We start from the raw sequence: 15,164 nt of genomic DNA, 5'->3' as shown, positions 1-15,164 counted from the left end.
CACCAGAAGCCATTGCAGAGCCCGTGCCAGGATTTTTATCGCGTTAAATCAACGGGATAAAAGCCTTGAGTGGATTCGGACTGTCGTGATCAGCCATCAACTGCCCGACTGCTGTTGCTCAGGCAACAGTTGCCCATTGCTGATGAGCTTGGGGCATAAACCGATTCAATGTGGGAGCTGTCGAGCTATAGCGAGGCTGCGATGCAGGCGCTGCGGTCTATCAGGTATACCGAGGTGATGCTATTGCAGCCTCGCTAAAGCTCGACAGCTCCCACACTCGATCCGCTTCATTTTCCAGTCCGTATTGCTTGAACAACAGCCGTTAGGCATCGCCCCTTCTACACGGGCATATCAACTCGCTGTGGCAAACGCTGATCAATCAACCTGTACAACGCACTCTCCTGCGGCCAATTACGCATAAAGCGCGCACGGTCCTTGGCGTATGCCGGAGCGAAGCTGGCAAGGGAGCTGTGTTGGCACATGGCGTCGAGGTCGATCAGCGACCAGCGGTCTTTGTCCCAGAACAGGTTATGGCCCTTGAAATCGCCATGGCTGATGCGCTCACGGATCAGTTCGGCGAACAGCTGGTCCAGTGCCTGCAGCTCGTTTTCCGGTGCATCGCCGTGTTCGACGTAGGGCGCGAAGCGCTCGATGATGTCCGGCCCCGGCAGGTATTCGGTGACCAGGTACGCGCGGCTGCGCAGCCACAGAAAACGCGTTTCCAACACGGCCAGCGGCTTGGGCGTGGCGATGCCGAGGAACGCCAGGCGGTTGCCTTCGCGCCACGAATGCCAGGCGCGGCTCGGGCGCCAGAAGCGCTTGAGCCAATGGGCAAACCCCTTGATGTTGTAGCGCTTGATCACCAGCGGCCGGCCGGCCACTTCGACTTTGGCCACACTGGCCGCACCACCAGTCTTGTACAGGTGACCCTGATCCAGAAGCGCGTCAGCCTGCGCGAGTACCGGCAGCATCGCGGGCTCTTCCTCGCGACGAATTGCGCGCAAGGCGAAGGCGCCACGCGCCACGCTGAACAGCGTGCACTCGCGGCCAACCTTGTTCAAAAAGTCTTTCAGGCGCCACGCGCTGACCTTGCGCACCTGTGCTTCCAGGGCCTGCAGGGGCAAGGCGTGCTCGCCGTTGCTCAGCAGGTAGTAGACCAATAACTCTTCGGTGAACGGCTCAAGGTGCTTGGGTAACTGGGCGAAAAATACCCCAAGGTTTTCCAGCACACGGTTGCGCGACAGCGGCTTGCCGGCCTCTTCCACGCGAATCCCGGCGCCGTCGATGATGTAGAGTTTGCCGCCCTGGCGCAGCAGGTTGTCCAGGTGCAGGTCTTCCTGCCACAGGCCCTTGGCGTGCATCTGTGCAATCGCGCCCAGCGCCTCGGCGAGTACGGCGGTTTGTTCGTCGGCCAACGGCGGCAGCGCTTCGACGGCGTGCCAGGCATCGGCAAGGCTTTCGGCACCGTCGATAAACTCGAACAGCAGCCAGCCGCCCTCGCCTTCCTGCAAGCCATCGGCCAGCAGCTGCGGTGTGGTCAGGCCTTGCTCGGCGAGCAGGCGCACGCCCTTGAGTTCACGCTGAAAATGCCGCGCCGCCTTGCTGCCCACCAGTAACTTGGCCAACACCGGGCGCCCGCGCCATACCGCCGCGCCCACGTAACGCTCACCCGGCAAGACTCGCAACAGGCTCAGCAGCTGCAATTGGCCGGGGCCGGCGGCATCCGCCAGGTCGACGGTCAGGGGCAGGTTCGGCGTGCGGCCGGCGTTTTTCAGTGCGGACAAACGCATCAGCGGTTCTCCTTGTGGCTACGCCGCTTGGTCAGGCGTTGCAGCCAGGTGCTGACCAGTGCGCTGTCTTCCGGCTGCTCCAGGTAGGCCGCCAGCAGTTGGCGTACCTGCACGTCCGACCATGGCCGCGCACGTCGCAACAACGGCTCCAGGTCCTTGACCCGATCGCGCCAGCCGAACAGCAGCGGGCGGGTTTTCTCCAGGTCGATCAACTGCGCGGCATAACCGTCGCCGGTGGCCTGCAGGAAAATATGCTTGGGGTAAAAGCAGCCATGCACCTGGCCGACGCTGTGCAAGCGACGCGCCAGCTGACCGCAGGCCAGCAGGATCGCACGGTGCTGGGCGTCGCTCAGGTGCGACCACTGCTCCAGCACTGACTCCAGGTCGTTCCAGCCGTCCAGGGCACGGGTCAGCAGCATCGCGCGGTATTCGCCGGCGACCTTGCGCTCGCCATAGAACGCGGCCTGCAACGCCGGAATGCCGAGTGTGCGGTAACGGCTGATGTTGCGAAATTCGCGGGAGAAACTGGGCTCCCCCAGCGGGCGGTGCAAGCTGCGCGTGAGGTAGTTGCTCTGGCGCTTGAGGTAGTAACCGTGGCCGTCCAGCTCCAGACGGAACACGCTGCTCCAGCCGCCACGGCTGGTGTTGGGCTCGTCCACCGCGTCCAATTGCTTGGCCCACAGCGCGTCGAAAGTAGCCAGGCCGTGGCGCTCCAGCAGCGCACGGTCTTCAGCCGCCAGGAAATCACTCATTCGCGTCCCTCGAAAAACTTCACCACGTGGCGAATCCGCTCTTTATCCGATGCACTCAGGTGCCGGCGCTGACGGTATTGCATGTAGAACCGCAGGCGCTGGGTGGCCGACAGGTGATACTTGGCCACTTTGTCCAGGCACGCCAGGTCTTTGGTGATGCGGTATTTGAGCCAGAAGCCGCGCCAGAAATCGCCGTTGGGGCAGTCGATCAGGTACAGGGTCGACTGGTCGTCAATCAGCAGGTTGCGCCACTTCAAGTCGTTATGGGTGAAACGGTGGTCGTGCATGGTCCGCGTGTATTCGGCGAGCTGGCGGCTGACCGCGTCGACCCACTTGGGGTCGCGCAGGCGCGCATCGTTACGCTCGGCCAGCACCGAGAGGTCTTCTGTCCTCGGCAGCTCGCGGGTGATCATCGCGCCACGGTCGTAGGCCATGCCCTTGCGTTCCAGGCCCCAGGCCACCACGTCGGCAGTCGGGATGCCCCACTTGGCGAAGCGCTTGAGGTTCTGCCACTCGGACTTGACCCGCGGCTTGCCCAGGTAGCGCCGCAGCCCTTTACCCGCGCCGGTGTAGCGCTTGACGTAGTAATTGACGCCGCCGCGCTCCACGCGGATCACCTCCGACAGCGGGTCACGCGTCAGGCGCTGGCCTTGCAGGGCGAACACCGCTTCAAGGCTGCCAAAATCGTCCGCCAGAGGGGCGTAAGCAGGTTCCAGGTTCCAACCCGCCATCAGATCGCATCTCCGTAACGTAGTTTGCGCGCATACAGTTTGTCGGCCTTGCGCTGCATCAGGTTCAGCGACGCCGACTGCTCAGCCAGGATCTGGCGCAGCGGCTGGCGGAAATAGCCCTTGAGGAAGCGCAGCTTGTCGCGCTGGGTCAAGCCGATGTCCAGCGCCGAGTAGTACAGCGCCGACAAGTCTTTGTCGCGCCAGCGCAGCGGCAAATGCGCGCGCAGTTGGGCGCGGTGCAGGTCGATCACCGAGAGCTTGATGGCGTTCGCGTCGACCGGCTTCGACGTGTCGAGCAGGAAGTGGCACAGGTAGCAGTCACGGTGATTCACGCCGCCACGGTGCATGTCGCCAACCATGCGCGCCAGTTCCGCCGTGAGCGCATGGCGCAAGGCCGGTGCCGGCGGCTCGGCGACCCAGTTGAGCGTCAGGTCTTCGAGGCTGAGGGTCGGCGCCAGCTCTTCGGTGATGATGAACGAGTGCTGGTCCGCCGGGTTGCTGCCTTTTTCGCCGAAGGCCACGCCGGTCATGGTCGGTACGCCGATCTCCTGCAAGCGGTGAATGGCATCCCATTCCAGCCCGGCACCGAGCACCGGCAATTTGGCGGTGATCAGGTTCTTGAAGATTTCACCCCAACCGATACCCCGGTGGATCTTCACAAAATACGGACGCCCCGCCACCTCGGTGCGCAACGTGCGGCGCGCCGCCAGCTCACGGAATACCTGGCCTTGCAGTTTTTCGACTTCGGCAAAGGCATCCCGCCCGGCCCATAGCGTCTTGAACGGTTCGGCAAGAATCAACTTCATCGTTTTGGCTCCGCCAGAATCACATCCGCAGCGTGCTGCGGCATGCTGTAGAGGTCGGCCGTCTCGGCGAACGCCAACCCATTGCGGCCCCAGGCCGCGCGCTGTGCAGTGTCGGTGAGCATTTGCGCCAGGTAGTGGTTGAGCTGCGCTTGTTCAAACGGCTCATCCAGCACCAGGCCGCTGTCGGCCTGGGCGATGTAATGGGCATAGCCACACACGGCCGAAACCAGCACCGGCAACCCGGCCACCAGGGCTTCGAGCAACACCGTGCCGGTGTTTTCGTTGTACGCCGGGTGGATCAACAGGTCGGCGCCCAGCAGGAAGCGCGGGATATCGCTGCGGCCCTTGAGGAACTGCACGTTATCGCCCAGGCCCAGCGTGGCGCTTTGCAATTGGAATACTTTGGGGTCGTCCTGGCCGATTACAAACAGCCGCGTGCGTTTTTTCAGCTCGGCCGGCAGCGCGGCCACGGCTTTCAGGCTGCGGTCGACGCCCTTGGTCTTGAAGCCGGAACCGATCTGCACCAGCAGCACATCATCGGCGCCGAGGTTGAATTCCTCGCGGAAACCCGCGCGAATTTCAGCCGCATTCGGCGGCGCGCGACGGTCCTGGGCAATGCCCGGCGGCAGCAGGTGAAAGCGCTCCAGCGGGGTGTCGTAATGCTTGATGAACAGCGGCTGCTGCACTTCGGAGATCATCAGGACTTGGGTCTTGGCGTCCTTGGCAAACACCGCGCGCTCGTAGTCGGCAAAGTGCTTGTAGCGGCCAAAATAGCGGTACAGCGAATGGCGCAGGTTTTGCGCCTTGTCTTCAAAGCAGCCGTCGGCGGCGTAGTACACGTCCAGGCCGGGCATCTTGTTGAACCCGATCAGACGGTCCACCGGGCGTTTGGCCAAGTCGGCTTCCATCCAGGCAGTGAGCTTCTCGTTGCGCCGATGGTTGAAGAACGCCTTGACCGGCGCCACCAGCACTTCGAAGCCGGGCGGGATGTCACCTTCCCAGATCAGCGTGTAGACACGAATCTGATGGCCGCGCTGCTGGCACTCCAGGGCGATGCGCATGAAATCGCGCTGCAGGCCACCGAAGGGGAAGTATTTGTACAGAACAAAAGCCAGTTGCATCAGTGCAGCTCCTCAGCCAATAACAACGTGCTCAGCCGGCTTGCCACACGCTCAGGGTTCAGACGCGTGAAGCACAGGGGCGACTCGCGCTTGATGTCGAACCGACGCAGGTCGTCGGCCGTGGGTTGATAGGTACATTGCTTTTGCAGGCACGGCGCGCAGGGGAAATCGCTGCCCAGGTGAATCTGGCCCTTGCCGTAGGCGCCAGTCAGGCCGGGGTTGGTCGGGCCGAACAGGGAAATGGTCGGCACATCCAGCGCCGCGGCCAGGTGGCCGAGGCCGGTGTCCACCGCCACACAGGCACGGGCGCCGGCCAACACACGGGCGACGCCGGCCAGGTTCAACTTGGGCAGCACTTGAGCATTTTTCAGGCCGTGGGCCAGGCGCTCGGCGCGGGCTTTTTCAGCGGGGTTGCCCCACGGCAATTTGACGTCCACGCCCAGGCGACCCATGCGCTCGGCCAGCTCGCGCCAGTAGGCTTCGGGCCAGTGCTTGGTGTCCCAGGTGGTGCCGTGCAACAGCAGCACGAAGGGTTTCTCGGGCGGCAGGCCGAGCAGCTTTTCGGTGCTCAGGCCATAGTCGCCCAGGCCTTTGGGCAGGTCGTAGCCGAGGGCCACGGCGAACAGTTGGCGCAAGCGCTCCACGGCATGCTGCCCACGGGCCACGGCCAAACGTCGCGAGTAGAAGCGCGCGGCGATAGGTTCGCGGGCCGAGTTTTTGTCGAAGCCGGCCACGGGTGCGCGCACATAACGGGTCAGCCAGGCGCTCTTGAGCAAGCCTTGGGCGTCGATCACCAAGTCGTACTTGGTCGACTGGATGCGCTGCTTGAAGCGCCGCCATTCGCCACTCTTGAGGGTCTGCCAGATATTTTTGCGCCAGCGACGGATCGCCACCGGGATCACCTTGTCCACCGCCGGGTGCCAGGTGGGAATCTCGGCAAAGCCTTCTTCCACCACCCAGTCGAATTGAATGCCGGGGATCGCCCGTGCGGCATCGGTCAGCGCCGGCAAGGCATGGATCACGTCGCCCAGGGATGAGGTCTTGATTACCAGTACGCGCAAACTATCGGACCTCGACCGCAGTGCCCTGCAACCGCTGCAAGGCTTCGTTCACCGGCTGTGGCAGCAACTGGCGCATGCAGTTGTAGTGGCCGAAACGGCAGGTGCGATCAAAACACGGGCTGCACTCCAGGCCCAGGCGCACCACTTCGACCTGGTCGGCCAGTGGCGGGGTGAAGCCCGGCGAGGTGGAACCGTACACCGCCACCAGGGGACGGTTCAGCGCAGCCGCCACGTGCATCAGGCCGGAGTCGTTGGACACCACCGAGTCAGCGCAGGACAGCAGGTCGATGGCCTCGGCCAGGGACGTGTCGCCACTGAGGTTCACCGCCTCTTCGCGCAGCCCCGGGATCAGGCGCTGGCGGATGTCCTCACCGACCGGATGGTCCTTCTTCGAACCAAACAACCACACCTGCCAGCCTTCGCGGATCTTGGCCTCGGCCACCTTGGCGTAGTGCTCCGAAGGCCAGCGCTTGGACTCGCCAAATTCGGCACCCGGGCACAGGGCCAATACCGGGCGATCCAGGCTCAGGCCGAACTTGGCCAGGGCCGCGTCGCGGCTCACCGGGTCAATCTGCAGGCGCGGGCGCGGGTACGGCTGGGGCAACTCGGCACCCGGCTCATACGCCAGGGCCATGAAGCGTTCGATCATCAGCGGGTAGCGGGTTTTGTCCAGCGTGCGCACGTCGTTAAGCAGCACGTAACGGAACTCGCCGCGCCAGCCGGTGCGCTTGGGGATGCCGGCAAAATACGGCACCAGCGCCGACTTGAGCGAGTTGGGCAGCAGGATCGCCTGGTCGTATGCGCCCGCCAGGGATTTACCGATGCGACGGCGGGTCGCCAACTCCAGGGCACCGTGGCCGAGCGGAAAGCTCAAGGCCTTGCGCACCTCGGGCATGCGCTCAAGGATCGGCCGGCTCCACTCAGGGGCGAGCACGTCGATCTGGCAGTCTGGATAGCGCTGGCGCAGGCACTGGAACAGTGTCTGTGCCATCACCATGTCACCGACCCAACTGGGCCCAACGATCAGAATATTCATGTAGTTTCCACAAACGATGCGGGGAGGCTTATGCCTCCCCGCATCGAAAATTAGCCTAGATTGCGCTAGCCACAGAGCCGCTTTGTGTGGGAGCGGGCTTGCTCGCGAAAGCATCACCGCGGTCCGCCAGGCAGACCGCAGCGTCTGCTTCGCGAGCAAGCCCGCTCCCACATAAAGCCGGTTTCATCATCAGATCGGCGTCGCTCAATTCATCGAGTATCAGCTTAACCCCAGTTCTTGCCAGATTCGCATCACCTGGCGCCGTTCGTCGGCGAACTGATCCCCGGCAACCGTACCGGCCTCGTTCTGCAAGGCCTGGCGGTGCGCGGCGGAACGGTAGGCCTTATACACCTCGCGCAGCAGATGGGCATCGGCAGCGGGCATCAACCCCACCTGCTCCAAGCCTTCCAGAATGCGGATATTGTCGGTGTAGCGCAGCAACGATGGATGTTGCGCAGACCACGCCAAAGCCGCGTATTGCACCATAAATTCAATATCGACGATACCTCCGGCGTCCTGCTTGAGGTCGAACGCCACCGTGGCTTCGAAGGCATTGGCACCGGTGCCGGCCGCCGTGGCCTTGGTGCCCAGGTTGTCGCGCATCTTGGCGCGCATCTCGCTGACCTCCTGGCGCAGCTTCGCCAAATCGCGCTCGCGCCCCAGCACCTTAGCGCGGACCTGTTCGAACGCATGGCCCACATCCTGGCTACCAACCAGCACCCGCGCGCGGATCAGGGCCTGATGCTCCCAGGTCCAGGCTTCATTTTCCTGGTAACGCGCGAACGCCCCCAGAGAACTCACCAACAGCCCGGAAGCCCCCGAAGGCCGCAGGCGCATGTCCACTTCATACAACTGACCGGAGTTGGTCTGGGTGGTCAGCAGATGGATGATCCGCTGGCCCAGGCGCGTGAAAAACTGCGCGCCGTCGATCGGCTTGGCGCCGTCGGTTTCGGCCTGAGGGTCGCCATCATGGATGAACACCAGGTCCAGGTCGGAACCATGCCCCAGCTCAATCCCGCCGACCTTGCCGTAACCGACAATGATGAACCCTGGGTCGCACAGGCTGCCGTCAACCCGCTGCGGTGAGCCGTGGCGGGCGACGGTCTGGCGCCAGGCCAGGGCCAGTACTTGTTCGAGTATGGCCTCGGCAAGCCAGGTCAGGTAATCGCTGACCTTCATCAACGGCAGGCTGCCGGCGATTTCCGACGCGGCCACACGCAGGCGGTGAGCCAGCTTGAAGTGACGCAGGGCCTCCATCTGCTGCTCAAGGTCGTCCTCGGGGATGCGCGTCAGGCGCTCGCGCAGCTCGGCGGCGAGTTCCGGGGCCAAGGGTGGCTTGAACAGGCGACCTTCGTTGAGCAACTCGTCGAGCAACAGCGGGAAGCGTGTGATCTGCTCAGCGATCCACGGGCTGGCGGCGCACAGGGTCAACAAGCGACGCAGCGCGTCGGGGTTTTCCGTGAGCAGCACCAGGTAGGCGGAACGCCGCGCGACGGCCTCCACCAGTGGCAACACGCGCTCCAGCACCAGGTCCGGGTTGGCGTGCTCGACGGCCTGGGCCAGCAGACGCGGGATAAATGCATCCAGGCGTTCGCGCCCCAGGCGTTGCATGGCGCGCAGCTGCGGGCTGCCGCGCAGCCCGGCCAGTGCTTTGAGGGCCTTGGGCGCATCGGTAAAACCGCCCTCGTGAAGCTGGCGACAGGCAGCGTCTTCGTCCTGGGACTCTTCCCACAGCGGCAACCATTCCCCGCCCACAACCAACTCGCTTTCTTCGCCCTCTTCCTCATCAGGGTCGGCAATCACCTGGCGGAAGTGCCAGTCCACGCGACCACGCCAGTACATCAGGCGCTCATGGAAGGCAGCCCAGTCGGCAAAGCCGAGCATAAACGCGATGCGGGCCTGGTCTTCGGGGCTGTCCGGAAGCATTTGCGTCTGGCGATCGGCAATCGCCTGGATCGCGTGCTCGGTGTAGCGCAGGAATTCATAGCCATTGCGCAATTCGGCGATCACCGCCGGCGGCAGGTAGCCCTGGCCCTCCAGCGTGCCGAGCACGTTCAACAGCGGCCGCTGTTGCAGGCTGAGGTCGCGGCCACCGTGGATCAACTGGAACGCCTGGGCAATAAACTCCACCTCGCGGATGCCGCCCGAGCCCAGCTTGATGTTGTCGGCCATGCCCTTGCGGCGCACTTCCTGCTGTATCAACTGCTTCATGGTGCGCAGCGCTTCGATGGCGGAGAAGTCCAGGTAGCGGCGGTAGACGAACGGTCGCAGCATGTCGAGCAGTTGTGCTCCCGCCACCTGGTCACCGGCGACGACCCGCGCCTTGATCATCGCGTAGCGTTCCCAGTCGCGACCCTGATCCTGGTAGTACTGCTCCAATGCGTTGAAGCTGAGCACCAAGGCGCCGGCCGAGCCGTAAGGGCGCAGGCGCATGTCGACGCGGAAGACAAAACCATCGACGGTCATCGGGTCGAGAGCCTTGATCAGTTTTTGACCAAGACGAATAAAGAATTCCTGGTTGTCCAGGGAGCGCTTCACGCCCACCGTCTCGCCGCCCTCGGGGTAGGCGAAGATCAGGTCGATATCCGACGACAGGTTCAGCTCCACCGCACCGAGCTTGCCCATGCCGAGAATGACCATGTGTTGCGGCTCACCGCTGCGCCGACCGGTGGGCGTGCCGAACTGTACGCAGTGGCGCTGGTACAGCCATTGGTAGGCCTGGTCGATGCTGGCGTCGGCCATGTCGGATAGGTCGCGACAGGTTTGTACAAGGTCAGCCTGGCGGGTCAGGTCGCGCCAGATGATGCGCACTTGCTGGCGCGTACGCTGGCGCCGCAGCACGCGGCCCAGCTCATCTTCTGTTTCAGCCTGTTGCACCGCGCCGGCAATCTGGCTGCACAGCTCACCCGGCGCAAAGCCACGGTCCAGCTCGCCCCAGGCCGCCAGTTCGAGCAACATCAAAGGGTCACGAACACTCTGTTCAATGACGAAATCACTCGCGGCGCACACCCGTGCGAAGTCGGCCCACCGTTGCGGCGTCCACGCAGAAAGTCCATGATCGTCGTCCAGCGCGGCCACGGCGTCACGAAATGACTGCTCGGCCCGCTGAGCTTTTGGCAAGAGAATGACCGGCAGTTCGGCCCGTGTTGGAAGGCTCATGGTCTATCCTTGATCGGCGCGTAAATGGCGTGTTGCTGTGTACGTGATACTGGCGCTACATGAAGGACTGTCGAACAAAGGTTATAAATAGCTGAAAATTCATAGTTGTTGGCAGGGAACATTAAACTTCTACCTTTTCTTGTTCGCAAAAGATCAACAATAACGATTATGCTCACCAGCCAGACCGAGCAATCCGCTCGGTCTTGTGTAGTTTTACTACTCGTATATACATTCGAAAGGCTGAAATGGCCGACGATTTGTAGTAAAACTACAGGACGCCGAAGCAACCTTCGGCCATCCAAGAATTTATGTCGTCTGCCCACAAGGCCAGTCGCAAACTTCAGGCAACCGATTCTGGTAGCCTTTCCGCCCTGGAGCAAGCCATGCAAGACCTCGATCCCGTCGAAACCCAGGAATGGCTGGACGCCCTGGAATCGGTTCTCGACAAAGAAGGCGAAGACCGTGCTCACTACCTGATGACCCGTATGGGCGAACTCGCAACCCGCAGCGGTTCGCAATTGCCTTACGCCATCACCACGCCGTACCGCAACACCATCCCCGTTACCCACGAAGCACGCATGCCTGGCGACCTGTTCATGGAACGCCGCATTCGCTCGCTGGTACGTTGGAACGCCATGGCGATGGTAATGCGCACGAACTTGAAAGATTCGGACCTGGGCGGTCACATCTCCAGCTTCGCTTCCAGCGCAACCCTGTATGACATCGGCTTCAACTACTTCTTCCAGGCCCCGACCGACGAACACGGCGGCGACCTGATCTACTTCCAGGGCCACACCTCGCCAGGCGTCTACGCCCGTGCGTTCATGGAAGGTCGCATAACCGAAGACCAGATGAACAACTTCCGCCAGGAAGTCGACGGTGGCGGCTTGTCGTCGTACCCGCACCCTTGGCTGATGCCTGATTTCTGGCAGTTCCCGACCGTTTCGATGGGTCTGGGCCCAATTCAAGCGATCTACCAGGCACGTTTCATGAAGTACCTGGAAGCGCGTGGCTTCATCCCTGAAGGCAAGCAGAAAGTCTGGTGCTTCCTGGGCGACGGCGAGTGCGACGAGCCGGAATCCCTGGGCGCCATCTCCCTGGCCGGCCGCGAGAAGCTGGACAACCTGATCTTCGTCATCAACTGCAACCTGCAGCGCCTCGACGGCCCGGTTCGCGGCAACGGCAAGATCATCCAGGAACTCGAAGGCGTGTTCCGCGGTGCTCACTGGAACGTGACCAAAGTCATCTGGGGCCGTTTCTGGGACCCACTGCTGGCCAAGGACGTCGACGGTATCCTGCAACGTCGCATGGACGAAGTCATCGACGGCGAGTACCAGAACTACAAAGCCAAAGACGGCGCGTTCGTGCGTGAACACTTCTTCAACACGCCTGAACTCAAGGCAATGGTTGCAGACCTGTCCGACGACGAGATCTGGAAACTCAACCGTGGCGGCCACGACCCGTACAAGGTCTACGCGGCGTACCACGAAGCGGTCAACCACAAAGAACAACCAACCGTCATCCTGGCCAAGACCATCAAGGGTTATGGCACCGGTGCCGGCGAAGCGAAAAACACTGCGCACAACACCAAGAAAGTCGATGTCGACAGCCTGAAGTTGTTCCGCGACCGCTTCGACATTCCAGTGAAAGACGAAGAGCTGGAAAACCTGCCGTTCTTCAAGCCCGAGCCAAACAGCGCCGAAGCCCGTTATCTCAGCGAGCGTCGTACTGCCCTGGGCGGTTTCGTGCCACAGCGCCGCGCGCAGAGCTTCAGCGTACCGACGCCAGACCTCAGCACCCTCAAGGCTATCCTTGACGGCTCGGGCGACCGTGAAATCTCCACCACCATGGCTTTCGTGCGCATCCTGGCGCAGCTGGTCAAGGACAAGGAAATCGGCCCGCGCATCGTTCCGATCATCCCGGACGAAGCCCGTACCTTCGGTATGGAAGGCATGTTCCGCCAGTTGGGCATCTACTCCTCCGTCGGCCAGCTCTACGAGCCAGTCGATAAAGACCAGGTGATGTTCTACAAGGAAGACAAGAAGGGCCAGATCCTCGAAGAAGGCATCAACGAAGCGGGCGCCATGAGCTCCTTCATCGCTGCCGGTACTTCGTACTCCAGCCACAACCAGCCGATGCTGCCGTTCTACATCTTCTACTCGATGTTCGGTTTCCAGCGTATCGGCGACCTGGCGTGGGCAGCAGGCGACAGCCGTACCCGTGGTTTCCTGATCGGCGGTACCGCCGGCCGCACCACGCTGAACGGCGAAGGCCTGCAACACGAAGACGGTCACAGCCACATCCTGGCTGCCACCATCCCGAACTGCCGCACCTTTGATCCAACCTACGGCTATGAGCTGGCGGTGATCATCCAGGACGGCATGAAGAAGATGACCGAAGAGCAGCAGGACGTTTTCTACTACATCACCGTGATGAACGAGTCCTACCAGCAGCCAGCCATGCCGGCCGGTGTCGAGGAAGGCATCATCAAGGGCATGTACCTGCTCGAAGAAGACACCAAGGAAGCGGCGCACCACGTACAGCTGATGGGCTCCGGCACCATCCTGCGTGAAGTGCGTGAAGCGGCGAAGATCCTGCGTGACGAGTTCAACGTCGGCGCTGACGTCTGGAGCGTTACCAGCTTCAACGAACTACGCCGCGATGGCCTGGCCGTAGAGCGCAACAACCGCCTGCACCCTGGTCAGAAGCCACAACTGAGCTATGTCGAAGAATGCCTGAACGGCCGTAAAGGTCCGGTCATTGCATCCACCGACTACATGAAGCTGTTTGCTGAACAAATTCGCCAGTGGGTCCCGTCCAAGGAATTCAAAGTCCTGGGCACCGACGGTTTCGGCCGCAGTGACAGCCGCAAGAAGCTGCGTCACTTCTTCGAAGTCGACCGTCACTTCGTGGTGTTGGCAGCCCTGGAAGCCTTGGCTGACCGTGGTGAGATCGAACCCAAGGTGGTGGCTGACGCTATCGTCAAGTTCGGGATCAACCCGGAAAAACGCAACCCACTGGACTGCTGAGGAGATTTTTTGTGAGCGAACTCATTCGCGTACCTGACATCGGCAGCGGTGAAGGTGAAGTAATCGAGCTGTTTGTGAAGGTCGGCGACACTGTCGAAGCCGATCAGAGCATCCTGACCCTGGAATCGGACAAGGCGAGCATGGAAATCCCTGCTCCCAAGGCCGGCGTGGTCAAGAGCCTGAAAGTGAAGCTGGGCGACCGCCTGAAAGAAGGCGACGAACTGCTGGAGCTGGAAATCGAAGGTGCCGCTGATGCGGCCCCTGCGCCAGCTCCTGCTGCCGCTGCTGCACCCGCACCGGCTGCTGAAAAGCCTGCTGCTGCCGAGGCCCCTGCGGCCCCGGCTGCTGCACCGGCTGCCGCCTCCGTTCAGGATATTCACGTGCCGGACATCGGCTCGTCGGGTAAGGCCAAGATCATCGAGCTGCTGGTCAAGGTCGGCGACACCGTCGAAGCCGACCAGTCGCTGATCACCCTGGAGTCCGACAAGGCCTCCATGGAAATCCCTTCGCCGGCTGCCGGCGTGGTGGAAAGCATCGCGGTCAAGCTGGAAGACGAAGTCGGCACTGGCGACTTCATCCTCAAGCTGAAAGTACAAGGCGCTGCGCCTGCTGCTGCGCCAGCACCGGCCGCTGCTCCAGCCGCCAAAGCTGAAGCTGCACCGGCTGCAGCTGCACCTGCACCGGCTGCAAAAGCCGAGGCCGCACCGGCCCCTGCGCCTGCCGCCCCTGCCCCAAGCGGTGCCAAGGTTCACGCCGGCCCTGCAGTGCGTCAACTGGCCCGTGAATTCGGCGTCGAGCTGAACGCTGTGTCGGCCACTGGCCCGCACGGTCGCGTGCTGAAGGAAGACGTGCAGGTCTACGTCAAAGCCATGATGCAAAAAGCCAAGGAAGCGCCGGCTGCCGGTGGCGCTACCGGTGGTTCGGGCATTCCGCCGATCCGCACCGTGGACTTCAGCCGCTTCGGCGAAACCGAAGAAGTGCCGATGACCCGCCTGATGCAAATCGGCGCGTCGAGCCTGCACGCGAGCTGGCTGAATATCCCGCACGTGACTCAGTTCGACCAGGCCGACATCACCGACCTGGAAGCTTTCCGCGTTGCGCAGAAAGCCGTGGCCGAGAAAGCCGGCGTGAAACTGACCGTGCTGCCGCTGCTGCTCAAGGCGTGTGCACACCTGCTCAAGGAGCTGCCGGACTTCAACAGTTCGCTGGCGCCAAGCGGCAAGGCGATCATTCGCAAGAAGTACGTGCACGTAGGCTTCGCAGTCGACACCCCGGAAGGCCTGCTGGTACCGGTCATCAAGAACGTCGACCAGAAGAGCCTGCTGCAACTCGCTGCCGAAGCGGCTGCGCTGGCTGCCAAGGCCCGCGACAAGAAGCTCACCGCAGACGACATGCAAGGCGCTTGCTTCACCATCTCCAGCCTCGGTCACATTGGCGGTACTGGCTTCACGCCAATCGTCAACGCACCGGAAGTGGCGATCCTTGGCGTGTCCAAGGCCACCATCCAGCCTGTGTGGGACGGTAAAGCGTTCCAGCCCAAGCTGATGCTGCCGCTGTCGTTGTCCTACGATCACCGAGTGATCAACGGCGCCGCCGCTGCACGCTTCACGCAGCGCTTGAGCCAACTGCTGAACGATATCCGCACCATCCTGCTGTAAGCGGCAAAGGCCTCCTCTTCA

General features: G+C 62.4%; 10 protein-coding genes. 2 read left to right on the top strand and 8 right to left on the bottom strand.

What is annotated here, in order from left to right:
• Window positions 1-338: 338 nt before the first annotated feature.
• The 8 genes from GIW02_RS02430 to glnE all read right to left on the bottom strand — a co-directional run bounded on the left by GIW02_RS02430 (window position 339) and on the right by glnE (window position 10,456).
• Window positions 339-1,790 carry a lipopolysaccharide kinase InaA family protein gene (locus GIW02_RS02430; RefSeq protein ID WP_236410623.1) on the bottom strand — a complete coding sequence of 484 codons (1,452 nt, stop codon included), beginning with the start codon at window positions 1,788-1,790 and terminating at the stop codon, window positions 339-341.
• A complete protein-coding gene (locus GIW02_RS02425; RefSeq protein ID WP_236410624.1) occupies window positions 1,790-2,542 on the bottom strand; it encodes a lipopolysaccharide kinase InaA family protein in 753 nt (250 codons plus the stop codon). Before GIW02_RS02425 ends, GIW02_RS02430 begins: the two co-directional genes overlap by 1 nt.
• A complete protein-coding gene (locus GIW02_RS02420; protein ID WP_236410625.1) occupies window positions 2,539-3,273 on the bottom strand; it encodes a lipopolysaccharide kinase InaA family protein in 735 nt (244 codons plus the stop codon). Before GIW02_RS02420 ends, GIW02_RS02425 begins: the two co-directional genes overlap by 4 nt.
• Complete coding sequence (gene rfaP / locus GIW02_RS02415) at window positions 3,273-4,079, bottom strand: lipopolysaccharide core heptose(I) kinase RfaP (RefSeq protein WP_236410626.1); 807 nt, start codon at window positions 4,077-4,079, stop codon at window positions 3,273-3,275. Before rfaP ends, GIW02_RS02420 begins: the two co-directional genes overlap by 1 nt.
• Window positions 4,076-5,200, bottom strand: coding sequence for a glycosyltransferase family 4 protein (locus GIW02_RS02410; protein WP_236410627.1), 1,125 nt, complete (start codon window positions 5,198-5,200; stop codon window positions 4,076-4,078). The genes rfaP and GIW02_RS02410 overlap by 4 nt, the downstream gene beginning before the upstream one ends.
• Window positions 5,200-6,261 carry a lipopolysaccharide heptosyltransferase I gene (gene waaC, locus GIW02_RS02405; protein WP_236410628.1) on the bottom strand — a complete coding sequence of 354 codons (1,062 nt, stop codon included), beginning with the start codon at window positions 6,259-6,261 and terminating at the stop codon, window positions 5,200-5,202. The genes GIW02_RS02410 and waaC overlap by 1 nt, the downstream gene beginning before the upstream one ends.
• Window position 6,262: 1 nt before the next feature.
• Window positions 6,263-7,297 carry a lipopolysaccharide heptosyltransferase II gene (waaF, locus tag GIW02_RS02400; protein ID WP_236410629.1) on the bottom strand — a complete coding sequence of 345 codons (1,035 nt, stop codon included), beginning with the start codon at window positions 7,295-7,297 and terminating at the stop codon, window positions 6,263-6,265.
• 219 nt (window positions 7,298-7,516) lie between these two features.
• Window positions 7,517-10,456: a bifunctional [glutamate--ammonia ligase]-adenylyl-L-tyrosine phosphorylase/[glutamate--ammonia-ligase] adenylyltransferase gene (gene glnE / locus GIW02_RS02395; RefSeq protein WP_236410630.1), complete on the bottom strand. Its 2,940-nt coding sequence runs from the start codon at window positions 10,454-10,456 to the stop codon at window positions 7,517-7,519.
• Between the two features lie 383 nt (window positions 10,457-10,839).
• On the opposite strand from glnE, the gene aceE reads away from it, so the two are divergent.
• Window positions 10,840-13,485, top strand: a complete 2,646-nt coding sequence (aceE, locus tag GIW02_RS02390) for a pyruvate dehydrogenase (acetyl-transferring), homodimeric type (RefSeq protein ID WP_236410631.1) — start codon at window positions 10,840-10,842, stop codon at window positions 13,483-13,485.
• An 11-nt stretch (window positions 13,486-13,496) separates the two neighbouring features.
• Window positions 13,497-15,143, top strand: coding sequence for a dihydrolipoyllysine-residue acetyltransferase (gene aceF / locus GIW02_RS02385; RefSeq protein WP_236410632.1), 1,647 nt, complete (start codon window positions 13,497-13,499; stop codon window positions 15,141-15,143).
• Window positions 15,144-15,164 lie beyond the last annotated feature (21 nt).

Origin of the sequence: Pseudomonas syringae, from assembly GCF_021606685.1 — a bacterium.
Taxonomy (GTDB): domain Bacteria; phylum Pseudomonadota; class Gammaproteobacteria; order Pseudomonadales; family Pseudomonadaceae; genus Aquipseudomonas; species Aquipseudomonas syringae_R.
This window is presented reverse-complemented; position numbering and strand designations above follow the sequence as displayed.

Coding starts and splice junctions, on each gene's coding strand:
- waaF (WP_236410629.1), bottom strand. CDS start 7,297: ATGAATATTCTGATCGTTGGGCCCAGTTGGGTCGGTGACATGGTGATG.
- aceE (WP_236410631.1), top strand. CDS start 10,840: ATGCAAGACCTCGATCCCGTCGAAACCCAGGAATGGCTGGACGCCCTG.
- GIW02_RS02420 (WP_236410625.1), bottom strand. CDS start 3,273: ATGGCGGGTTGGAACCTGGAACCTGCTTACGCCCCTCTGGCGGACGAT.
- rfaP (WP_236410626.1), bottom strand. CDS start 4,079: ATGAAGTTGATTCTTGCCGAACCGTTCAAGACGCTATGGGCCGGGCGG.
- glnE (WP_236410630.1), bottom strand. CDS start 10,456: ATGAGCCTTCCAACACGGGCCGAACTGCCGGTCATTCTCTTGCCAAAA.
- GIW02_RS02425 (WP_236410624.1), bottom strand. CDS start 2,542: ATGAGTGATTTCCTGGCGGCTGAAGACCGTGCGCTGCTGGAGCGCCAC.
- GIW02_RS02430 (WP_236410623.1), bottom strand. CDS start 1,790: ATGCGTTTGTCCGCACTGAAAAACGCCGGCCGCACGCCGAACCTGCCC.
- GIW02_RS02410 (WP_236410627.1), bottom strand. CDS start 5,200: ATGCAACTGGCTTTTGTTCTGTACAAATACTTCCCCTTCGGTGGCCTG.